The sequence below is a fragment of the Rhizobium sullae genome, from assembly GCF_025200715.1.
Taxonomy (GTDB): domain Bacteria; phylum Pseudomonadota; class Alphaproteobacteria; order Rhizobiales; family Rhizobiaceae; genus Rhizobium; species Rhizobium sullae.
In genome coordinates this window covers 1,132,425-1,154,246 of the sequence record NZ_CP104143.1, presented here as the reverse complement: position 1 = coordinate 1,154,246, position 21,822 = coordinate 1,132,425, and the positions used below count along the sequence as shown (strand labels likewise).

Genomic DNA, 21,822 nt, shown 5'->3' with positions numbered 1-21,822 from the left:
CGAAAACCGGGTGCCATTGCCGCTCATGCAAGGAGTGCCGATTATACACCCTTACATCTCGTTGGATAAGGCTGCTCTCCTGCAACACGGGCCGCCTCGCGGAGAAGCCGCTCAGTCGAGGAATCACGTGTTTCTCCCGTCCTTCGAGCCGCTTCGCGGATTTGAGCTCCGCTTCTGGAACCAACTTCATGCCGCGGGGCCGCGCCCACCGACGCGGCCCCGACCCTTCACATCATCTTCTTGATATCGGCATAGGCGCCGTCGGTCTTCAGCGTGACCGTGACCGGACTGCTGGTACGGTTGCGCCAGAACCAGCCATGGTTTCCGTCGAAGGCGGCTACGATGACGCCGCTGTCTTCGGCGGCGCCTCGGCCCTTCTCGTAGCTGATGTTTTCGCCGCCGCCGTCGCCGTGCGTGTCGAAGTTGACCTTGCCCCCGTTCGCGGTCCAGGAGAAGTTTGCCTTCGCACCCTTGACCATCGCCAACTTGATTTCCGCGCCTTCGCCCGGCTGGAGTGTCACCGACATCTCGTCCTGCCGCATCTCCTGAGCCTGGGCCGAAGAGATTCCGAACTCATGGACGATGCGGTCGAGGAGTGTCGAACCTTCCTGGGCGGGGACCGGCTGCGACGGCGTCGTAGCCTTGACGCGATCCATCTCTGCTTCTTCGGCGAGCTGGGTTTTGATCTGCCCCATCTCCGTCAGGCCCATCGCGGAACCGACGCCTGTCGGATCGACGCCGTATTCGGATGGCAGGACGACAGTGACGAGGATCGCGGCGGCCGCGGCTGCGGCAATGACTGTCGACCTGAGCAACTGCTTCGAAGACGGCAGGTCGCCGGGTACTGGTGATTGGGTATTGAACATATGTGGGATTCCCTTGCAGTTTATGCGACGAAGTAGCCGGTGAGCTGATATCCGATCAGGACGAAGCCGGCGGTCATCATGAGGACGTTGACCGTGTAGGCGTGGCGCATGAAGCTGCTGGTCTTGCGCCAGTAGCTCATGACGATGAGAATGATCGTCAGCGCGACGAGCTGGCCGATCTCGACCCCGACGTTGAAGGCGAGGAGGTTCGGGAGAAGCCCGTCCTCGGCGATCTCGTATTCGAGGATCTTGGTCGCCAGCCCGAGACCGTGGAAGAAGCCGAAGATGAGGGTCGCGGCCTTGGTGTTCGGCTGGACGCCGAACCACCGCTGGAACGCCCCGAGATTGTCGAGCGCCTTGTAGACGACCGACAGGCCGATGATCGCGTCGATCAGATAGGAGCTGACGTTCCAGCCATAATAGACGCCGAGCAGCATCGTCGTCGAATGGCCGACGGCGAAGAGGCTGACATAGATGCCGATGTGCTTCAGCCTGTAGAGGAAGAAGATCACGCCGAACAGAAACAGCAGGTGATCGTATCCGGTCACCATGTGCTTTGCGCCCAGGTAGACGAACGGGATCAGATTGATGCCCGTGATCTCCTGGATGTAGCCCTTGTCGCCTTCCGCGACTGCGTGGGCTGCCGCAGTGCCCGCCAGCGCAAGGACTGACAGCAGGACGAGCAAGGATTGAACAACGGGGGAGCCGGGCACAAACGCGCGGCTTCGGCCTCCGGGAGAGGATTGCTTCATTTGCAAGTTCCGTCAATTCGTTGAAACGGCCGCCGGAGCGGCGTCGATCAAAAACGAGGTCACGGTCTTGGCGGGCGTTCTATGCCGTAGGGGGGACCTGCTGAGGCAGACGCCGGACGGGACGAATAGGACATCGTCACGGCCGAGCGGATGCTCGATCCGGTAAGGCTGAGGAGCCCGGCCTTCTCGTGAGTGTGATCCGCGTGATGATGGTCGGAGACATCCGCGTCGCCTTCTAGAACGTCGAAGTCGTCATGGGAATGGCCGCCATCTGCATGGGCATGGTTATCGGCCGCGAGCACGGTGGCCGCGCCGTGAAGTGCCAGAGCGTGCGATCCGATCGCAGAGAACGAATACAGAAGCACGGCGACGCATGCCATGAAGGCGCTGACAAGACCCGTCGATCTTTTGTCCCGGCGATGAATCATACCCATGGATAACCGTGTTCGCATCCACACACAAGAAACCAACTTGGCGCATCCCCTCCAGGGGATAGGAGGAAAACATGTCCTAACAGAGGTCTGCCCATTTGCCAGCATCAAAGGTGCGTCGTGACAGCCAGAAAAAATACTATACCCCTCTATTCTATTAGCGTTGGTCCGCCTATAAATAATTCCGGCCCAGCCACTTTCATGGGAGACGACGCATGTCGCACACCATCCGAGAGAAGACTAAGCTGATCAACAGAACCCGGCGCATCCGCGGCCAGATCGAAGCCGTGGAGAGGATGCTGGAGGACGAGAAGAGCTGTGCGGAACTGCTGCAGGTGATTGCCGGCGTCCGTGGGGCGATCAACGGCCTGATGTCCGAGATTATCGAAGACCACATCCTTTTACACGTCGCCGACGCCGATTTGGCCCAGAACGACCGCAACGAGGGGGCGGCCGAACTGATCGACGTCATGCGCGCCTATCTGAAATAGCGAATGACATGACCGAAGAAAAGACGTTCCGCTTCGTCCATGACGGTATTGCCATCGATGTGTCCGTGGATGAGGCAGGTGCCGGTACTTCGGTGCTGCTGCTTCCAGCATTGAGCTCGATCTCGACCAGCGGAGAGATGGCCGGACTTGCCCAGCATCTGTCGCAGGACTTCCATGTTCATTCGGTGGACTGGCCTGGCTTCGGAACGGAAGCTCGACCTCGCGTGGAATGGACGCCGGACACACTCTCCGCTTTCTTTGCCACGATCCTGGACGAGTTTCGTCCACAAGCGGTGGTCGCGGCCGGACATGCGGCGAGCTACGCGCTCTACCACCTGGCCCGTTGCAACGAGGCATTGCAGGAACTCGTTATTATCGCACCGACCTGGAGGGGGCCGCTGCCGACGATGATGAACGGGCAGAGAACCTGGTTCGCACGGATCAGGGCCGCCGTCGACAATCCCCTGATAGGCCCCATGCTCTATGCCGCGAATGTCAGCCAGTTCGTCGTCAGGAGGATGGCGCGGGAACATGTCTACAGCGATCCAGCGTGGCTCTCGAATGAGAGGCTTCAAGCTAAGATGGCCGTTACCCGTGGCCGGGGTGCGCGGCATAGCTCCGTGCGGTTTGTGACGGGCGCACTTGACCGTTTCACTGACCGCGCTTCCTTTCTGGACGCCGCCAGCAAGGTAGCCTCTCCGATCCTCATGATTTTCGGAGCGGAGACACCACGGAAATCCCGCTCGGAAATGGAAGTCTTGGCCGAGCTACCGAACGTTCGAGCGGAGCGGTTGCAATTCGGCAAGCTATCTGTTCATGAAGAATTTCCAGACAGCGTGGCATCTGTCATTGCACGGTTTCTCGCCCCCGCGCCATCGGTTTGATGCCACCACGCGACAGCGCCTACAATCTGACGACTAACCTGCTATTACCCTCCTCTTCAACAACCGCAGCATTGACAATCTCTTGTTTTGACGAAAGCCGAAGGCGTCCTGATTTGAGATCGTGACATCCGATGACGCCCCCATCATTGGTTGCCACCCGCCAACAGATGACCCGGAAGAGCCGGAATTGCGATCATCAGGGTCGCGATCCCGGCCTTCTCGCAGAACTTTGGACGACAAAGTGACGCCCTGTTGGCCTGTCAATTTGCCAAGAAGACCGGGATGCTGCGCACCGCCTCGCCACCGTTCTTCGTGATGGAAATACGAGCGTAGACGGCGTCCTTGATCTTTCCTTCGACGATCAGCGTTCTTCCATTGCCAGGATTTTCGGTCTTGAGGTTGCGGATCTGGTAATCTTCCGCTTTCGGGCCGATGGCCTGGACGACGACGGCGTCAGCAGCGAGCGGCCCGACCAGCGTCGTGTCCCTCAGGAAGAAGAGTTCCCATGTAGTGGCGTCGATCGGCTTGACCTCCAACTGCAGGTCTTCGTCGAAGGTTGCGAGAGATCCGCCATTTGGCCCCGTGACGGCTTCGATCGGTGCCGCGCCGGGCAAAAAGGCTTCTCGGGTATGGAAATGGGTCCCATGCCAGACCCGAACGCGCACACGGTGGGCCCCCTCGACCTGACCACTGGCGACGACCGTGGATTCGCTCGGACCGGCTGCGATAGCGAGGGGATAAATCTTGCCGGAAACATCGATTGCATCCGCCTCGATCTCTTTCAGCGGTGGCGCTTTATAGTCGGCGACACCCGCCTCGCTAAAGATGATCTCCCACTTGTCGGAGGTCTTGCCAACTATATCGACCATTTGGCCGTGGCCCATATGGATGGAAGGCTGTTCGGACATGTCATGCTCTCCTTTTTGTTATGCCGGCTGGGCGGCGGTTCAAACAATGCCGGCGACGTGCCGGAACTAACCCATCCCTATGGATAGGATAAAAATAGACACGGGAAAAATCAGGAATGACCGGCGCAGGTCCCTCTCCTGCCGCCGCAGCATTCATGGTGGGAGCCGATCGCCCGGCCACGACGTTTGCTGACTGCGGGAGAGATTTTCTTGATTATCCTTCCACTGGCAAAAACCGCGGCGAGAGAGATAGCCAGCGCCGCGATTCCTCTCTCCAGATAACCAGCGGCATCAAGTTCCGACGCACTACGGCCCGCAAGCCAGCCCGGCAGCAACATCGCGATGCTCCAGACAACGGCCGAGGAAACGTTGGCAAGCTGGAACCGGCGATGGTCCATCCCCATCATTCCCGCGACGAGCGGAATGGTCGAGCGTATAGGGCCGAGAAAGCGGCCGAAAAACACCGAGGCGAATCCATATTTCCGGAAGAAGAGACGGGTGCGGGCCAAGCCCGATCGATACCGATTGAGCGGCCATTTGTTGGCCGCGCCGGGCCCTATCCAACGCCCGATGCCATAAGAAACGGCGTCGCCCAGGATAGCGCCGATAATCGCTCCTGCGACAACCGGTCCTGCCTCCACTGTTCCAGCCCCTACCAGCGCTCCCAGGATCAACATCAAAGCAGTTGCCGGGATGGCGAAACCTATGAGGATCAAGGACTCGCCAAAGGCGATAAGGGTTGCCACCAGGCCCGCATAGGCTTGATGGTTATGAATGAAATCCCCGACACGTTCGACGAATTGCTCCATTGGAACTCTCCCGCGAATTAGCAAAGTTTACTGACCGACGGCCACGCAAAGTGCGACGGTGATAACTCACGCGTCCTCGCCCTGCAGGGAATGCAGACAGGAGACTAGAGGTATTTGGTGATCGTCTTGAACTCGTCGATCGACTTGCGTTCTTTCCGAGAAAGGGAACCGACGACATCCTCGAGGCAATGATCGAGATGGTCCTGGATGAGCGTCTTCTTGGCCTGCGTGATGGCTTTTTCGACCGCAGAGAGCTGCTGGGCGATATCGACGCAATCCCGACCGTTTTCAATCATCTGCACGACGCTGCGAAGGTGTCCTTCGGCGCGTTTTAACCGCTTGGCGATTGCTTCGTGGTGATGATGGATGGTGTGGCCATCGTTGGATTCGGTCATGCCTCTTGGTAGTCCATGCTCGGATATCTGGTCAAGCGACGAGTTGACGCCCTCTGTCGAGGCAAGCGCGGTGGGCATGGGTGTTTCTCCTATATCTTTTGTTTATCGTTGTCGCGGACCGCGCCGCATGGTTCTCTCCATTACCGCACAGCGGCGACGGTCGTGCTCCCGGTGTCCACAAGGCTGGCGGCATTGTCCGCAGGCTCATGATGTGGGTTCATGATGCCGTTGACACCGTGGTAACCCATGTAGAGACCCACAAGCACGATAACGGCGCTCGAAAAATACGGAGCTCGGGCGGCTGCGCTCGAAAGCCAGGAGAATTTCTGCGTTGCTTTGCGCACGCCAATTGCGGCGGCCGCGCCGACCATGACGAGCGTAAGGGCAAGACCGATCGAGAAGCAGAGGACGAGGACCGCCCCAAGCGGGATCTCCTTCAGTTGCAGGCACAGAAGAAGGACCGTAATGGCCGCCGGGCATGGAATGAGTCCGCCGGTCAATCCGAACAGGATAATCTGCCCAGTGGTCACCTGACGATTGGCAAAACGCTTGCGGATGTCATTGGCGTGAGAGAGTGCATGCGCGTCCTGATAACCCTCGGTCGCGAGATTGACGCCGTTACCTTGCGCCTTGGCAACCCCTTGCTTCAGGAAGGAAACGTCGTAATCGTGCTCGTGGTCACCATGGTCGAGGCTGAGTCGCGCCATAAAATCATAGGGTTCGGCGATGGTCTCGACGGATTCGATATAACCGTCGCGATCCACGAAGGTGAACTTCTGCTTCGTGCCATCCGGCCGTTCGGTCGAAAGAGTGACATATTCGGCGGTCCAGTTGTCGCCGCTCACAACCTTCAAGCGCCAGAAGGCAGGCTTGTCGGGCGTGATCTCCATCGACATGAAGCCATGGCCGGTGTCGACGCGCTGCGCCGGGATCGCCTTGTCGCGGGTCTTTTCCCATTCGGCGACGTCACGCTCGTATTGCTTGGCCGAACGCTGTTCCCGCCATGTCTGGCGGAACATCCAGGCTGCGACGCCGATAATGATCACAGCCGAAACGAGCTGGAAATATGGCTCCGCGATCTCAGCATCGAGACCGGAGAAAAGGTACATGCCACCGAGCGCGATCGCCCAGACGACCAGGGTATGGGAAAAGGTCGCAGCCAAGCCCAGCATGACCGACTGGACGACTGTGCCTCGCACGGCGACGATGAAGGCGGCCATCATCGTCTTGGAATGGCCAGGCTCAAGCCCATGAAGAGCACCGAGCAGGATGGCGCTTGGAATGAAGAGCCAGGCAGATCCGCCGCCCTGGGCGATCAATGAACTAAAGGATTCCATAATGTCTCCAGTCGTTGGTTCGAATGTCGTGGATGAAAGAATTTGAGGGACTAGGCGGTCGCCACTTGCGGCAAATGGTGGGTCAGGAGCTTGTCGAAATGGATGGTCTCGTCGTCGTCGGCGATGGCGACATATCCTCTGGATTTCCAGAAGCCGACGGTAGCCGAAGCATTGGAACTGGCATGCAGATACATGCGCTCATAGCCCCTCCTCAGCGCCTCTTTCTCGCCGAGAGCGGCGAGCTTCTTGCCCAGCCCACGGCCTCGCATGTCCTTTCGCACGTATTGCCGCCAGAGTGAGGCTATGCCTGTGCCGTCGCCGTAAAGATCGGAAAACAGCGCCGCGCAATTGGGCTTCCAGCCAAGATGCCGGATTCCTGTCGTTGCTATGATGTCTCCCCGTCGGTTCTCGACAATCCAGAAACCACCGCGATGGAGGCTGCTGAAATGGTTGCCGGCGGGCGGCATGAGAAGGGAGTCAAGATCGCCATGCCAGTCCGGACGATAGTCGAACCCATAGAATTCCTTGATCACGTCCAGGCAGAATTGACGTGTTCGCGCGCCCGCCCCTCCCTCATCGTGAAGAGGATAGAGATGAAAATCGGGTGAGAATTCAAGGTCGATCGCGTCAGTCATTTCAATATCCATTAGGGATGGAGTGGCGAACATGCTGTCGTTCCTGGCATCCTATATCCTCTCTAGGGGGATAGGATCAAGTCGTTTTTTGCTTTACGTCAACATTTCTATTGTTGACAATCCTACGACAGTGAACTCATGATGAATATGCCATCCAGGGGGATAGCATAGGAAGGCTGCTTAGATGAAAACCTCGGCAACAGGCCTCGCTCATTTCTCGCCTTATGCCGCCGCGCCACCGCTCGGCGATCCCAGGTCATGGCAACAAGCCTTGATCCGCTCCTGTTGTGCGGATCGTCCATTGCGCGACCTGTTTAGATAATCGGAGGCGAGACACGGAAGATGACGAAAACCCTGCTTCAGCGTCTGGCTTTCCTCTGCGCCACCTCCCTCTTCGTCTCCATTCTCGCTTTTCTCGTTCCGTATATGAGCGGCGGAGATCCCGTACGTACGATCCTGCAGTCGCGGGTCGGCGATCTCGCGGTCGATCAGGACGTCGTTGCGGCATTGCGTGTGACGCTCGGCCTCGACAGGCCCCTATACGAACAATACGGAATCTGGCTGGCCGATGCGCTCCGAGGCGACTTGGGCGTATCCTTCGCTAACAAAATGCCGGTCGCAAACGAAGTTGCCCGCGCACTTGGCGTCTCGGCGACGCTCGCGGCCGTTTCGCTCGCTTTCGCCCTCCTCGTCGCATTTCCTCTCGGCACGGTGAGCGCCATGCGGCCAGGCGGTCGTTTCGACACCGTCGCAACCTTCGTCACTCAGACCTTCGTCGCCGTTCCGGAATATTGGGTGGCACCGATGGCAATCCTGCTCTTTTCCCTCCATCTCGGCCTCCTTCCCTCCGCCGGTTGGCGCGGATGGCCTTCCGTGACCATGCCGGCGCTTGTGCTTTCCCTGCGTCCGACGGCCTATTTCACGCGGGTCACCCGCGGCGCCATGATCGACGTACTCGGCGCGCCCTACATCACGGCGGCCCTATCGCGCGGGCTCAACATGCGCCAGACCGTGGTGCATCACGGCGTACGAAACGGCATCATGCCAGTCCTCACTCTTTTCGCCATGTGGCTAGCCGGCCTGCTCGGCGGGTCGGTGGTGGTGGAGGTGATCTTCTCCATCCCCGGTATGGGCCGCCTGCTCTACGAAGCGGTAATCAACAAGGACATTCCGATGCTGCAAGGCGGCTTCGTCTGCATCGTCGTGCTTTCTATCGTCATCACCACGATCACCGACGTCATTCATATGTTCATCAACCCCGCCGTGAGGGTCGGTCATGCTCGCTAGCCTCAGCCCTGGTCTCCTATTATGGTGGTCTGAAAGCCGGGTCCGAACCAGGTTGATGGTCTTCCGCTTTCCACGAGGCCGCCATTGGACGCTGACCGCCGGCACCACCATGTTTGCAGTGATCGCGACGCTTCTTGTCCTTGGGCCATGGATCGCGCCCTACGATCCAGCGACGCAAAATCTACTCAAACGGCTGAAGCCTCCGAGCGCAGCTTATTGGCTCGGCACCGACGAACTCGGAAGAGATCTCCTGAGCCGTATCCTCACCGGCGGTCAGTTCGCCGTCACCATCTCGGCATTGACGCTCTTCCTCTGCGTGACGATCGGCATGACGGCCGGCATGATCAGCGCCAGGGTTGGTGGTTGGCTGGACGAGCTTCTCATGCGGATCGTCGACCTGCTTCTGTCGTTGCCGGACGTGATCATTGCGATGTTCATGGTGGCGATTTTCGGATCCGGTTACGCAACGCTGATCGTCTCGCTCACGGTCGTCGGATGGGCACCGTTTGCCCGCCTTGCGCGCAGCCTCTCCCTGGTCATCAATACCCGCGACTATATCGCCGCAGCAGAAGTGCTTGGCTGCCGCCCGAGTTTCATCCTGTTCCGGCATGTGCTGCCGAACGTCTTTAGGCCTGTCGCGGCGATCACCTTTCTGCGCTTCGGCCACAAGCTGATCACGGTCGGTGGATTGTCCTACCTGGGGCTCGGCGTCCAGCCGCCCCATGCCGACTGGGCATTGATGATGGCGTCCGCCCAGAACTACTTCGATCGCATGCCGCTTCTGGTCATCGCTCCGGGGCTTGCGATTTTCCTGACCGCCCTTTCCGTCACCTGGATCGGCCAAGGTTTGGAAGGGCAGAAGAAACAATGACAAAATCTAGGGAGTTTCCTATGGCGAAATCAAAAGGCAGTGATGTCAAGCTGCCCCGTTACAGCCTGGCGGCCCAGGTCGCGGAACAGGTCCGCAACGGCATCCTGGACGGGACGTTTCCACTGGGATCGCAGTTGAACGAGGCCGAACTGGCGGAGCGGTTCGGGGTCAGCCGCGGGCCGGTTCGCGAGGCACTTGCGCGCCTGGTGCAGGAGGGACTTGCAAACAGCCTACCGCATCGTGGCGTCTTCGTGCCGGAGCTGACGGAAAGCGATGTTATCGACATCTATCTGGTGCGCCAGCCACTGGAGCTCACGGCCATGGAAAAAGTCATGGCAAGGCAGGAGAAGCGCATACCCCTGCATAAGGAACTCAGCGCCATCGCCAACCGGATGGAGCGCGCCCGCCTAAACCGGAACTGGTCACTCATCGCGGAACTCGACATGCAGTTTCATCGCACCCTGGTCGACGCGGCCGAGAGCCCGCGGCTGTCGCGCGTTTATGCCACCGTGCAGGCGGAAACGAAGCTCTGCCTGCACAAGCTGATGGGCGGCTATAGCGGCAACGACGCGCTTGTTCGGGAGCATCAGTTGCTGGCCGATCTTATGCTGTCCGGCACGCTCGAGGCGGCACTCGCCGAACTGCGCCGGCATTTCGGCAATCCCGTCGAAACGATGCGCAAAGCCATTCAGGCAAGGAAGGGTGTCGCTTCGGCCGCATGAACCTGCAGTTCTCATAAAAAGAGGGGAAGACCGCATGACATGCCAGACCTGCGACAGCAATGCTCCTGCCTTGGGCGAGAGACAACCAATCCTGTCGGTGCGCGACCTGACGGTCCGGTTCGCCGGCGTAGAGCAGCCGGTACTGGATCGCGTCAGCTTCGACGTCGGCAAGGGAGAGGTTGTCGCCCTCGTCGGAGAATCGGGTTCCGGCAAGAGCGTAACGGCACTTTCCGTCATGCGGCTCCTGCCCCCAGGAGCAACGCTCAGTGCAACCGCAGTCCATTTCGGCGGACGGGATTTGCAGAACCTATCGGCCGGCGAGTTCGCTCACTTGAGAGGCGGGCGCCTGTCCATGCTGTTCCAGCAGCCTCAAGCCATGCTCGATCCTACATCGAGGGTGGGAGCGCAGGTAGGCGAGCCCCTCTATTATCACAACGGCATTCATGGACGGGAGAATCGCCGGCATGTCGTGGGAATGCTCGGTGAAGTTGGCATTCCGGATCCATCGGCACGCGCCGATTGCTATTCTTTCGAACTTTCCGGCGGCATGGCCCAAAGGGTGATGATGGCCGCAGCACTCAGCGCCAGCCCCGAACTCCTGATTGCTGATGAGCCAACGACCGCCCTTGATGTCACTGTTCAGGCGCAGATCTTGAGGCTTCTAAACGCCGAGCGCCATCGGCGACGCCTCGCCGTGCTATTGATCACCCACGATCTCTCCATCGTGTCCGCTGTCGCGGATCGCATCGTCGTCATGTATGCGGGCCGCGTCGTCGAGGAAGGACCCGCGGCCAGAGTCCTGAAGCAGCCGACCCATCCATACACGCAGGCCCTCATTCGCTGCTCTCTGTTCCAGACCGATGCGCAGGGAAAGCTATTCTCTCTCCCCCACGGTGCTGTCCATGCGCGAGACCTTACGGCTGGCTGCCGCTTCCATCCCCGTTGCCCGGTCGCGCAGGCGCACGGCTGTCTCGACCGTTGCGTCGTGGAGGAGCCGCATCTTTGCGACACCGTCTGCGGCTGCAAGGCCCGCTGTTGGGCTGCCAGCAGCGAACCCTATCGGGTCAGCGAAGGAGTTCCGGCATGAAGCCGCGCGTCGCCCACTCCGATTTCGTCATCGTCGAAGGACTGACGAAGCATTACGTCCTGTCCGGCGGGCGGCAAGTGCGTTCGGTCGACGGAGCCAGCTTTTCGATCCGTCACGGCGAGGCCTTGGGTCTTGTCGGCGAATCCGGTTGCGGGAAGAGTACGATCGCTCGCCTGCTCATGCGCCTGACGCCGCCGACATCCGGGCGGGTGAAGGTCGATGGGCGTGATGTCCTGGCGATGCAGGGTGAGGAGCTCCGCAAGATGCGCCGCACCATGCAGCTCGTCTTCCAGGATCCCTATTCGGCACTCGACCCCTCGATGACGATCGGCCAAAGCATGATCGCCCCGCTCACGCAACATGGGCTCTACATGCCCGGCGACTGTAAGGCCAAGGTGTTGGACATGCTGCGCGAAGTCGGCCTCACGGACGCATTTTACGACCGCTACCCTCACCAATGCTCCGGCGGACAATTGCAGCGCGTCGGGATCGGACGCGCGCTCCTTCTGCGTCCGGAATTTCTGGTATGCGACGAGCCGACATCGGCGCTCGACTCCTCCATGCGCACGCAGATCCTCAATCTTCTGTCGGAATTGAGAATTCGGCTGCGCCTCACCATACTGATGATCACGCACGATTTGAGGCTCGTATCGCGCTTCTGTGATCGCATCGCAGTGATGTATCTCGGCCAGATCGTCGAAATAGCGCCTGCGGCCGATCTCTTTGCCAATCCACAACATCCCTATACGCGGGCCTTGATCGCCTCCTCCCTCCTCGACGAGCACGGTTTGGAGGAAACGATCGATACCCTGCACGGCGAGCCGCCGAGCCCGCTCAATCCGCCGAGCGGATGCCGCCTTCGTACCCGGTGCGCCCATGCCGACAGTCGATGCGCTGAGACGGAGCCCATGTTGCGCAGCATCGTGGAAAACGAAGACACACGGCACTTCGTGCGCTGCCACTATTTCGAACGGATCGCGGCGATTCGCGAGATGCAAGACGCTCCAGCGATTGCGACCGGCTGAACCGCGTCGTCCAACTCTCTATTTTAAAACAAAAAAGGGAACGTAAGCATGAAGCTTTTCAATAGGATTACCGCATTGTCACTGGTCTTCGCGGCAACGGCGGCGCAGGCCGAACCGGTCGTCGTGGCGGACTTCTGGAGCATCAGGAACAACTGGGCCATGACCTCCGACGACGTCTACGTCGGCACGGTGGCAGGCTGCTACGAAGGCCTGGCCCGCGTGAACTACGACGGCAAGCTGGAGCCGTGGCTCGCCACTTCCTTCAACCACGTCGAACCGAACGTGTGGGAGGTCACGTTGAAGCAAGGTGTCGTCTTCCAGGACGGTACGCCGTTCGACGCGGATGCCGTCGCCTTTGCGTTCACCAGCCTTCTGCATGGAGAAGTATCGGCGCGCGCCTTTTCGCCGAAAATCTTCAAGTCCGTGGAAGCCATCGGGAAGGACAAGGTGCGCATAACGACTGCCCAGCCACTTGCCGTGCTGCCTGCACATATGGCCGCGCCGGCCACCAGTATTCTTTCCAAGGCGGCCTATAAGCCGAACGGCGCCATCGATCCGATCAACCATTGCACCGGCCCCTTCACGATCGTCTCGGTCGATCAGGCCCAAGGCCTGAAAGTGAAGGCGAACCCGACTTACTGGGGCAAAAAGCCTGCGGTCGAGGATGGTGAAGTACGCTTCATCCTCGACGCCAATACGCGCACGGTCCAGGCTCGTTCGGGCGAGGCGGACATTTCACGCCTCGTCCCGGCCACCAGCGTCAAGCAGGTCAACGACTCCGGTGTCGCCAAGATATCCGAGGCTGCAACACCGCGCACGACCATGCTCGTCATTAACAACAAGAAGAGGCCATTCGACGACGTACGTGTGCGAAAGGCAATTCAGGCGGCAATCGACAATCAGGCGATTTCCGATGCTCTGTTCGAGGGGCTGATGCCACCGGCTAACGATGTCTTCCGGCCGACGGACGCCTGGGCACCAAAGGACCAGAAGCCGAGCTACAATCCCGATCTTGCCAAATCGCTGCTCGCGGAAGCCGGCATTGCGCCTGGCAGTCTCAAGGTGGAGATCATCGCCTATGTCGAAAGAGCCGAATTCAAGGATATCGCCGCGGCCGTTCAGCAGATGCTGGCAGAGGTCGGCGTCCAAAGCACGATCAAGGCCGCGCAATACAACGCCGTCGAGCCGGACCTTCTCAACGGCAATTTCGAGCTCGCCTTCCTCTCGCGTAATTATCTGACCGACGTGCTTGACCCGGCGGGTTTCCTGTCTTCCGACTTCTCCTGCGATGGTGGATACAATCTGGCCCACTACTGCTCGCCTGAAGTTGATGCGCTGATCAAGGAAGCACGCGCCAACGACAATGACGAGCAGCGCTATGCGCTCTACGGCAAGATTGCCCGGAAGCTACAGGACGACGCGGCAGTCGTCGACATCGTTCATGTCAACACCTTCGATGCTGTCAGCAGCCGCATTCAGGGCTTCCGGCCACACCCGTTGAACAACTATTACCTCACGCCGGAACTATCGGTTAAGTGACGAAACCGGTGTCGCCGACCATTGGCGGCACCTCCCCGACAAGGACCGAAGCTTTGTTCGCCGTCTTTCCTGCCGCGGGCTTTGCATGGCACGATCCCGCTCGATGTCTTTGGATGCGGGATTAACCCGCGCTCACGGCGACTTCCGGCAACCCGATAGGGTAAGGAAATGAAACTCGATCGCATCGACATTGCAATCCTCTGCGAGCTCCAGAAGAACGGGCGTGTGACGAATACGGAGCTTGCGAAGCTCGTCGATCTCTCGCCAAGTCCGTGTCTGATGCGCGTGAGGAAATTGCAGGCAGAAGGCTACATCTGCGGCTATTCCGCTCAGATCAACCTGGCCAGGCTTGGCCAAGTAGTAACCGTCTTTACAGAGGTCACTCTCCGAAACCACCGGCAGATCGATTTGGCCCGCTTCATTGCGGCCATCGATAAATTGGAATCTGCAATTGAATGCCACGTGGTTTCCGGCGGCTACGACTACCTGGTGAAGTTTGTCACCAGTGGGCTCGCCGAGTATCAGACAATCATGGAATGCCTGATCGACAGAGATGTAGGCATCGACAGATATCTGAGCTTCGTTGTACTAAAATCGCCGATCGTCAAACCCTATCGGCCGCTCGATGCTGTCTTTCAAAGCGACCATGACACAGCCGAGCTGGATATGGAGGTGATCGGTTCGTAGATCCGCACTTCTTGGACGATACGCTTCAGAGCGATGCTCGGGCACAGGCCACCAATGCCTGCATCGATAACGATGACCTCATTCGCCGCAACCCACTTTAGAAACACTAAACGCCCGTCAAATACCCAGCACGATGAGCGGGCCGCGGCCACGTGAACAGCAAATAGTCATCTGATCGTTGGCGGCCTTTTCGGCATTGGAGAGGATAATATCCCGGTGGTCCAGCTCTCGGGAGAGGACTCGAGTGAGGCAAGAGCCGCACATGCCTTGTTCGCACGAAAGGTCAACTGGCTGCAGGATGAGTGCTCGCAGCATCGCCTGCTGGCGCTTGGATAGCATGAAGTCGATTGTTGACATGTCGAACCCATTTACGGACCCGATCAGACCAGTAATTGGATGATTTTCGACCGTCTACGGCAATCGAAGGCCAATCAACCGGCAGCAAAGGCGGTCGGACAGCAGGTCACCAGGATAGAGCGGCCTCAATAACTGGAAGCCGAGGTAACATTTCGGGCTCGGTGCTGTACTCTCCATTTGCTTCTGCGTCAGCATGACATTGACGCCACAAGACTGTACATTTGGTTCGCAGCACTCCTCGTTTCCACGGGAATTGGCGCAGATGCCCTCTTCGCCCACCACCAGACGCCTCATGGCCATTTTGACGGCGGATGTTGTCGGCTACTCGCGCATGATGGAAGCAGACGAAGAAGGAACGCTGGCAAGCGTTAATGTCTTGCAGGAGGAGATACTGAAACCTCGGATCGTCAAGGGTGGTGGCCGGACGATCAAGCTCATGGGTGATGGCCTCCTTTCGATATTCGACAGCCCCGCGGTCGCCGTCTCGACGGCGTTGCAGGTTCAACACCTGCTAGCAAGCGAGGCCGTCGCTACCGTTGGGACTAAACCAGTGAGAATTCGGATTGGTATAAACTTCGCCGAGGTGATGACGACGGATGACGATGTGTTCGGCGATGGCGTCAATGTCGCAGCGCGCCTGGAGCACCATGCGTTACCCGATGGGGTGTGCATCTCAGAAACAACTTACGCCGCCCTACCCGAAGAATTGCAGCGGCTGTTTGCCGACGGAGGACTGCTACGCCTCAAGAATATTTCGAAGCCGGTGCATGCCTGGCACTGGCCTCGAGCTCCTGCAAAAGAGCAGCTGGTCAGAACCGTCGTTGCCGTCCTTCCCTTTCAAAACGCGGCGACAGGCGCAGATGAATTTATGGTGGATGGCTTCACCGAAGACATCATCTCCGGTCTTGCGAGATTCAGGAGCCTGTCCGTCATTGCGGCGTCCTCAGCGTTTGCTTTCCGCGACCGTTCGGAGGATTTAAAGGAGGTTGGACGCAAGCTTGCTGCCACCTATCTCGTTACAGGCAACATGCGTCAGTCGCAAGACGAGGTCCGGATCGCGGTGCGGATGATCCAGGCCGACACGGAGCGATTGGTCTGGTCAGAAAAATATCAACGCCGAGCCTCGGATCTCTTCAGCATTCAGGACGACATCGTGAGAATGATCGTCGCCAATCTAGTGGGGCAGATCGAGAGCGCTGATTATCGAGAGTCCATCCGAAGGCCACCGGCCAGCCTCGCTGCATACGAATTTTATCTGCGAGGGCTAGTGCATCTCAGAGGCTATGAGCCGGACGACAACGTTAAAGCTGTGGAAATGTTCGAAGCTGCCGTTGCGGGCGACGGGGGCTTTGCGCTGGCACACGCTCATCTTGCATTGGCCCGGATCGCAGCCAGCGGCTATGCAAACGCACCGGAGGCCGTCCTTCGCGACGGCATCGCGCTCGCGCGACATGCCGTAAAGCTGGACGAGGGAGAATCTGGCGCCCATCGTGTGCTTGGGCTTGCGCATCTTTACCTAAAGGACTTTGAGAACTCCGAAAGAGAATTCCGTTTGGCGTATAAGCTTAATCCCAGTGACGCCAATGCTTTGGTACAGCTCGGCGGACTGCTGGCAAGGCGAAATCGTATAGACGAAGCGCTTCCGTGGGTCGAAGAAGGGATGCGGCTCAACCCTTTCCCACCCCACTGGTATCACGCGGTACTGGGAAATCTTCTCTATTTTAAGGGCGACTACGAGCAGGCTTTAGCGGCGCTACGCCGGTTACCGAATCCCGGAAAATACACCAACACTAGGATAGTCGCCTGCTTATCGATGGCGGGTCGCCTTCAAGAAGCTACCACGCTTGCCCAAAGCCTTCGCGAAAAGTATCCGGATCTAACTATCAGTGAATTTCTGGAGCGGGGGATCGTGGTCGAAACTGCCGAACAGACTGCTAAGTTCAGACGAGGCCTGGTGGGAACCGGATTGCCGGAATAGGTACCGTGACCCTTGAAAGGACGTTGAGCCACCTAGCACTTAGGCCCGTCCATGTATCAGGGACGGCAACCTCGATCAAAGAAGCGGTCGAACAAATGGGACTGCAGGAGAGGTTGGGCCGCGCCGTGTCCGCAACTTCCACTCCGGAAATAATCGAGAGTGAGTTCTTGCGATCGGTGCTAACGATCGAAGCTTTTAAGGATGAGTTCGGAATAAGCACCTACATGATGGGCTAGCGGGTCCGAAGTGGCTGATCAGTTTCAATCCGGCCCGTGGCTGGGGGTAGCGGATCCCTGGCGGTGGCTGACGACCGCCCTGCAGAAGATCTCGCCGCATCCCTATGCAGTCCCGCGTTCAGCCCCTAACCCCATTGCCCGAGCGGTTGAGGGCTATATCTCTTCAAAGGTTTCATGGCCGCCCGTCGCCGTTGGAACCGGCGGAGAACTATCTCGTGGCCGATCATGGTCTCGTCAAGGTCGCGGGCGATCATCCGGGGAAGGACCATTCAAGCGATCTCGGTCATCGGCTGGACCTTCCGAACGTGATGCACTACTTGCTCCAGTTCCTCATCATTCAACTCACCCATCAAACTGCGCGCTTTCGTCTTGGCGACTTCCTGTTCGACGAATAGCATCTGGTTGCATTCATCAATGCATTCGCGTAAAGAGTTTAGATGCACAACAACCGATGAGCCGTTACGATGGATACGATTCCCACCGAAGGCTTTGACGCGGCCGTGACCCTGACAGACCATCTCGACCATCTGCCCGACAAGAAGCGCCGCGAGCTTGCCCGGGTTCTGCAGATCCTGTTTTTCGAGGTCGAGCAGTTCCGCGCCACCAAGCTGTCCGGCAGGAAAGCGGCCGGCAAGGTGCTCAAGGTGGTGCTCTACGGCTCGTACGCCCGCGGCGACTGGGTTGAGGATCGCTCAAGCGGCTACCGCTCCGACTATGACCTTCTGATCGTCGTCAACACCAAGAGCTTTGCCGAGGAGTATGAGCTGTGGGAGGCGCTGGAGGAACGATTGCTGCAGGAGCAGATCAGCCACGGGATCGAAACGCCGGTGATCCCGATCGTGCACTGCCTGGCCGACGTCAACGACCAGTTGGCGCGCGGCCGGCCGTTCTTTACCGACATCGCCAGGGATGGCATCGTGCTCTACGAGGAGCCAGGCCATCCCCTCGCCCAGCCGAAGGCGCTGACACCAGAGGAGGCAAAGGCTGAGGCACAGCGGTATTTTGAACAGTGGTATGAACTATCGACTGACGCCCTAGCCTTCGCTGAATTTGGCATTTCCGCCGACAAATGGCGGGACGCCGCGTTTATGCTTCATCAAGCGACGGAGCGTGCTTATCATTGCGCTCTGTTGACGCTTACCCTCTACAGTCCGAAGTCTCACCGCCTCAGGGTGCTGCGCTCGCAAGCCGAAAGTGCCGATGCGCGGCTGGTCGCCGCCTGGCCGCGCGACACCCGCTTTGCCCGCCGTTGCTTTGAACTGTTGTCGCGGGCCTATGTCGAGGCGCGCTACTCGTCGAAATACGCAATCGGCAATGATGAGCTCCAATGGCTTGTCGCACATGTGAAGGAACTGCAGGCGCTCGTGGAGACGATTTGCAAGGAGCGTCTGAACGGGTGAAACTGCCGGATCGTCGATGCAACCGACCGATTACGCAATAACGCACGAACGCAAAGCAGCCTTGATGCGGAACCGATGAACCCAGAGCAGGTTCGATATACTCCGGGTCATAACCGGCGGCTTCCAAGTAGTGCCGGCACTTGTTCTGCTGAATGCGCGGAGGCAATCGGCGCGTCACTGCGCCGATCGTCTTTGGGCATGCCAAAACTCGCTGAATGGAGATCCCGCCCCACAATCCGTGGAAAGGAAACGACAATGAGCGACATTAAAGAGTTCGTTCTTGCAGGCGTCGTCATGAAGCGCCTGCTGTCCGGAGAACAGACCGCGGGGCAGTTCTGCCTCTTCGAAAACAACAGCGGCGGAAACACGCGGACGCCGATCCATGTCCACGCCAGGGACGACGAGACGGTTTACATCATCGAAGGCGAGCTGACCGCGGTGATCGGCGGCGAGCCTCGACGCCTAACCGCGGGCGAGAGCATCTTCCTGCCGCGCAGCATTCCGCACCAGCTTATGAACATGAGCGGCAATCCTTGCAGATACATCCTGATCGGGACACCCGCCCTGTTCGACCGGTTTCTCGAGGAAGCTGGACGCGAACGTCAACCCGACGAAGTCGCAGAACCGCCGACACCCGAGGAGATCGAGCGTCTCCGCGAAGCTTCGCCAAGGTTCGGCATCACTTTGCTCCCGGATCGGCCGCCGCCCAAGTGACGCACACCCGCCCTCGCCTTCGAGGTCGCTGCGCTTTCGCCTCAGGGTGAGGTTGACGGTTTGCGCGCTCCCAAGGGCGGTAGGGGCAATAGCTGTCAGTGGCTGTTGTAGAGCGGCGGCGACACGTCTTCGGCAGCCAGATCGGGATAGAGCCGTAGCCTGATGCGTTCCAGCTCCTCCACGTTCCGCCGCTCCCGCTCCATCACCTCAATCGTTACATTGCGCCATGAAGCGCCGGCCGGCTGGTCCCATACTGTTCCGCCGGATGCAATGAATTCGCAGAAGCTCCTGCCCGATCTGATGCGGCTGGTGATCTCTACGTAGTGGTTGAGACGGTGATCCATGGAAGCCTCTCAAGCTCGTCCATGCCGAACGGTCGCTCTTAAAAATGACGAGATAATGACGCCCGCGCGGGCACCACTATTCGCTAATCAGCAATAGCTGCGCTTTTTGTCGCCATCCATGGTGCTCATCGCGGAAAACGGATCATCTGCGTCTCTTGCCGCCTCTCGGCAATCCCGCCTATTCCATCGGCACGGCGATGAACCGCAGATCGCCGTTTGCCGAGGCGATCATCAGCTGCGCGTTGCGCCGGCCTTCCTGCTTCAGCGACTGCACCTTCGCCGCGACGGCATCCGGCGACTTCATGAATTCCTGAGCGACCTCGACGATGACATCGCCAGCCTTCAGGCCCTTTTCGGCAGCGGCCGAACCGGCCGCTACCTCCGTCACCACGACGCCGTCCACGCTTTCTGCGATGCCGAAGGTCTTGCGGATCTCGGGGCTGAGTTGCGACAGCGAGAGGCCGAGCACATCCTTCGGCGTCTTGGCATCGGGCGTCACCTGCCCCTGCTGACCGTTCTGGCCATTGCCGGACGGCGGCGGCGCCTGATCCTGATCCGGCTCGTCCATGTCATCATTCTCGTCGGGATCCGGGTTGATCACGCCATCCCCCCCTGAAGCATCGTCGGAAGCAGCCTGATCGCTGTCTTCCAGACGGCCGAGCGTCACCTTGACAGTCTGCTCCTTGCCGTCGCGCATCACCACGACATCCACTGCCTTGCCGACCGGGCTTTCGGCCACGACGCGTGGCAGGTCGCGCATCTCGTTAACCGGCTTGCCATCGAATTTCAGGATGACGTCACCGGCCTTGATCGAACCGTTATCGACCGGCCCGCCCTTGATGACCCCGGCGACGAGCGCGCCCTTGGCGGTATCGAGACCCAGGCTGTCGGCCACGTCGTCGGTGACCGGCTGGATACGCACGCCGAGCCAGCCGCGGCGCGTTTCCCCAAATTCACGAAGCTGGTTGACCACGCCCGCAGCAAGCTCCGAGGGCACCGAAAAGCCAATACCGATCGAGCCGCCGCTCGGCGAAATGATCGCCGTATTGATGCCGATTACCTCGCCCTTCATGTTGAAGAGCGGGCCGCCGGAATTGCCCTTGTTGATCGCCGCATCCGTCTGGATGAAGTTATCGTACGGGCCTGCGTTGATGTTGCGGCCGCGGCCCGAAATAATGCCGACGGTCACCGATCCGCCGAAGCCGAACGGATTGCCGATCGCCATGACCCAGTCGCCGATGCGCATGTCGGCGGAATCGCCGAATTTCACGGCCGTCAGCGGCGTCTTCGGCTCGACCTTCAGTACCGAAAGGTCGGTCTTCGTGTCCGTGCCGATGAGCTTCGCTTTCAGCTTGGTGCCATTGGCGAAATTCACCTCGATGTCGTCGGCGCCCTCGATCACGTGGTTGTTGGTGACGATGTAGCCCGATGGATCGATGACGAAACCGGAGCCGAGCGAGCTGACATTATGGTTGCCGCCCGGGCCGCCCTGCTGCTTGTTGAAGAAGTCGTTGAAGAATTCCTGGAACGGCGAGCCGTCCGGTGCGCGCGGTGCCGGGCCGGCGCCCTCATCGCCCTTGACGTTCTGCGAGGTGGAGATGTTCACGACCGCATCGAGAAGCCCTTGAGCAAGATCGGCGACAGAGGCCGGACCATTCAACGGAGGCGTGCTCTGCGCTTCAGCAGCGTCGGTAAGACTGATATTTGCCAGAAGTGCAACCCCGGCCAGGAGCGCGAGCGATCGTCTGAAGGTCGGGCGTGTCGTGGGGGCCATCAAGCTTCCTCTTATGCGGTCAAGCGGCAGTCTGACCATCAACATAGGGCGGAATGATGGAGCGTGAAATCACCTTTTCGAGAAATCCCGTGCAATCTGCGTCAGTGTCTGACGAGCCAGACGAGCGCGACACCAAGCACCACGGCGCCAAGTCCGAAGATGCGAAGCTGGCGCTCGGGAACCATTGGAAGCAGCCGCGCCATCTCGACAAGAAAACGAGGGGCCAGTGCGTAGACCAGCCCCTCGATGATAAGAAAGAATGCAATTCCGGTCAGGAAATCCTGCATCCTTAA

At 59.2% G+C, this 21,822-nt stretch carries 25 protein-coding genes; 13 read left to right on the top strand and 12 right to left on the bottom strand.

Annotated elements, in window-relative coordinates; genetic code table 11:
- Nucleotides 1-227: 227 nt before the first annotated feature.
- Genes N2599_RS05720 through N2599_RS05710 form a run of 3 tightly spaced genes read right to left on the bottom strand, consistent with a single transcriptional unit; the run spans nt 228 to nt 2,052 of the window.
- Nucleotides 228-866 carry a hypothetical protein gene (locus N2599_RS05720; RefSeq protein ID WP_027508807.1) on the bottom strand — a complete coding sequence of 213 codons (639 nt, stop codon included), beginning with the start codon at nt 864-866 and terminating at the stop codon, nt 228-230.
- A gap of 20 nt (nt 867-886) precedes the next feature.
- Nucleotides 887-1,618 (bottom strand): HupE/UreJ family protein, encoded by a 732-nt coding sequence (locus N2599_RS05715; RefSeq protein WP_027508806.1) that lies wholly within the window; start codon nt 1,616-1,618, stop codon nt 887-889.
- A gap of 59 nt (nt 1,619-1,677) precedes the next feature.
- Complete coding sequence (locus N2599_RS05710) at nt 1,678-2,052, bottom strand: hypothetical protein (RefSeq protein WP_051336478.1); 375 nt, start codon at nt 2,050-2,052, stop codon at nt 1,678-1,680.
- A gap of 212 nt (nt 2,053-2,264) precedes the next feature.
- On the opposite strand from N2599_RS05710, the gene N2599_RS05705 reads away from it, so the two are divergent.
- Together N2599_RS05705 and N2599_RS05700 are read left to right on the top strand one after the other, a co-directional pair.
- A complete protein-coding gene (locus tag N2599_RS05705) occupies nt 2,265-2,540 on the top strand; it encodes a metal/formaldehyde-sensitive transcriptional repressor (protein ID WP_027508805.1) in 276 nt (91 codons plus the stop codon).
- A gap of 8 nt (nt 2,541-2,548) precedes the next feature.
- Complete coding sequence (locus tag N2599_RS05700; RefSeq protein ID WP_051336477.1) at nt 2,549-3,424, top strand: alpha/beta fold hydrolase; 876 nt, start codon at nt 2,549-2,551, stop codon at nt 3,422-3,424.
- Nucleotides 3,425-3,684: 260 nt separating this feature from the next.
- Here the strand turns inward: N2599_RS05700 and N2599_RS05695 are convergent, their stop codons facing one another.
- From N2599_RS05695 to N2599_RS05675, 5 genes are all read right to left on the bottom strand, one after another.
- Nucleotides 3,685-4,332 carry a hypothetical protein gene (locus N2599_RS05695; protein ID WP_027508804.1) on the bottom strand — a complete coding sequence of 216 codons (648 nt, stop codon included), beginning with the start codon at nt 4,330-4,332 and terminating at the stop codon, nt 3,685-3,687.
- Between the two features lie 110 nt (nt 4,333-4,442).
- On the bottom strand, nt 4,443-5,141 hold the full coding sequence (locus N2599_RS05690; protein WP_051336476.1) for a DedA family protein: 699 nt from the start codon (nt 5,139-5,141) through the stop codon (nt 4,443-4,445).
- Nucleotides 5,142-5,245: 104 nt separating this feature from the next.
- Nucleotides 5,246-5,536, bottom strand: coding sequence for a metal-sensing transcriptional repressor (locus N2599_RS05685; RefSeq protein ID WP_027508803.1), 291 nt, complete (start codon nt 5,534-5,536; stop codon nt 5,246-5,248).
- A 140-nt stretch (nt 5,537-5,676) separates the two neighbouring features.
- Nucleotides 5,677-6,873, bottom strand: coding sequence for a nickel/cobalt efflux transporter (locus tag N2599_RS05680; RefSeq protein WP_027508802.1), 1,197 nt, complete (start codon nt 6,871-6,873; stop codon nt 5,677-5,679).
- Nucleotides 6,874-6,923: 50 nt separating this feature from the next.
- Complete coding sequence (locus tag N2599_RS05675; protein WP_157814330.1) at nt 6,924-7,508, bottom strand: GNAT family N-acetyltransferase; 585 nt, start codon at nt 7,506-7,508, stop codon at nt 6,924-6,926.
- Between the two features lie 342 nt (nt 7,509-7,850).
- Between N2599_RS05675 and N2599_RS05670 the strand changes: the two genes are divergently transcribed.
- The 7 genes from N2599_RS05670 to N2599_RS05640 all read left to right on the top strand — a co-directional run bounded on the left by N2599_RS05670 (nt 7,851) and on the right by N2599_RS05640 (nt 14,726).
- Nucleotides 7,851-8,795 carry an ABC transporter permease gene (locus tag N2599_RS05670; protein ID WP_027508801.1) on the top strand — a complete coding sequence of 315 codons (945 nt, stop codon included), beginning with the start codon at nt 7,851-7,853 and terminating at the stop codon, nt 8,793-8,795.
- A 55-nt stretch (nt 8,796-8,850) separates the two neighbouring features.
- Nucleotides 8,851-9,666, top strand: a complete 816-nt coding sequence (locus tag N2599_RS05665; protein WP_037141209.1) for an ABC transporter permease — start codon at nt 8,851-8,853, stop codon at nt 9,664-9,666.
- Nucleotides 9,667-9,686: 20 nt separating this feature from the next.
- On the top strand, nt 9,687-10,388 hold the full coding sequence (locus tag N2599_RS05660; protein ID WP_037141206.1) for a GntR family transcriptional regulator: 702 nt from the start codon (nt 9,687-9,689) through the stop codon (nt 10,386-10,388).
- A 34-nt stretch (nt 10,389-10,422) separates the two neighbouring features.
- A complete protein-coding gene (locus tag N2599_RS05655; protein WP_027508798.1) occupies nt 10,423-11,475 on the top strand; it encodes an ABC transporter ATP-binding protein in 1,053 nt (350 codons plus the stop codon).
- Nucleotides 11,472-12,500, top strand: coding sequence for an ABC transporter ATP-binding protein (locus N2599_RS05650; RefSeq protein ID WP_027508797.1), 1,029 nt, complete (start codon nt 11,472-11,474; stop codon nt 12,498-12,500). The genes N2599_RS05655 and N2599_RS05650 overlap by 4 nt, the downstream gene beginning before the upstream one ends.
- Before the next feature lie 48 nt (nt 12,501-12,548).
- On the top strand, nt 12,549-14,039 hold the full coding sequence (locus N2599_RS05645) for an ABC transporter substrate-binding protein (protein WP_027508796.1): 1,491 nt from the start codon (nt 12,549-12,551) through the stop codon (nt 14,037-14,039).
- Nucleotides 14,040-14,207: 168 nt separating this feature from the next.
- A complete protein-coding gene (locus tag N2599_RS05640) occupies nt 14,208-14,726 on the top strand; it encodes an Lrp/AsnC family transcriptional regulator (protein WP_051336474.1) in 519 nt (172 codons plus the stop codon).
- Between the two features lie 117 nt (nt 14,727-14,843).
- Here N2599_RS05640 and N2599_RS05635 read toward each other — a convergent pair whose 3' ends face one another.
- The gene (locus tag N2599_RS05635; protein WP_027508795.1) at nt 14,844-15,083 is read right to left on the bottom strand and encodes a 2Fe-2S iron-sulfur cluster-binding protein; all 240 of its coding nucleotides are present in this window, start codon (nt 15,081-15,083) and stop codon (nt 14,844-14,846) included.
- A 292-nt stretch (nt 15,084-15,375) separates the two neighbouring features.
- Here N2599_RS05635 and N2599_RS05630 point away from each other — a divergent pair, with 292 nt between their 5' ends.
- The 4 genes from N2599_RS05630 to N2599_RS05615 all read left to right on the top strand — a co-directional run bounded on the left by N2599_RS05630 (nt 15,376) and on the right by N2599_RS05615 (nt 19,411).
- The gene (locus N2599_RS05630; RefSeq protein ID WP_245209212.1) at nt 15,376-17,061 is read left to right on the top strand and encodes an adenylate/guanylate cyclase domain-containing protein; all 1,686 of its coding nucleotides are present in this window, start codon (nt 15,376-15,378) and stop codon (nt 17,059-17,061) included.
- A 451-nt stretch (nt 17,062-17,512) separates the two neighbouring features.
- Nucleotides 17,513-17,692, top strand: a complete 180-nt coding sequence (locus tag N2599_RS05625) for a hypothetical protein (RefSeq protein ID WP_027508792.1) — start codon at nt 17,513-17,515, stop codon at nt 17,690-17,692.
- A gap of 69 nt (nt 17,693-17,761) precedes the next feature.
- Entirely contained in the window at nt 17,762-18,697 is a 936-nt protein-coding gene (locus N2599_RS05620) for a HEPN domain-containing protein (protein WP_027508791.1), read from the top strand.
- Nucleotides 18,698-18,952: 255 nt separating this feature from the next.
- The gene (locus tag N2599_RS05615) at nt 18,953-19,411 is read left to right on the top strand and encodes a cupin domain-containing protein (RefSeq protein ID WP_027508790.1); all 459 of its coding nucleotides are present in this window, start codon (nt 18,953-18,955) and stop codon (nt 19,409-19,411) included.
- A 95-nt stretch (nt 19,412-19,506) separates the two neighbouring features.
- On the opposite strand, the gene N2599_RS05610 is transcribed toward N2599_RS05615, so the two are convergent.
- The 3 genes from N2599_RS05610 to N2599_RS05600 form a co-directional block, all read right to left on the bottom strand.
- A complete protein-coding gene (locus N2599_RS05610) occupies nt 19,507-19,755 on the bottom strand; it encodes a hypothetical protein (protein ID WP_027508789.1) in 249 nt (82 codons plus the stop codon).
- 178 nt (nt 19,756-19,933) lie between these two features.
- On the bottom strand, nt 19,934-21,529 hold the full coding sequence (locus tag N2599_RS05605; protein ID WP_027508788.1) for a DegQ family serine endoprotease: 1,596 nt from the start codon (nt 21,527-21,529) through the stop codon (nt 19,934-19,936).
- 101 nt (nt 21,530-21,630) lie between these two features.
- Nucleotides 21,631-21,816: a DUF2065 domain-containing protein gene (locus N2599_RS05600; RefSeq protein WP_027508787.1), complete on the bottom strand. Its 186-nt coding sequence runs from the start codon at nt 21,814-21,816 to the stop codon at nt 21,631-21,633.
- Between the last annotated feature and the right edge of the window lie 6 nt (nt 21,817-21,822).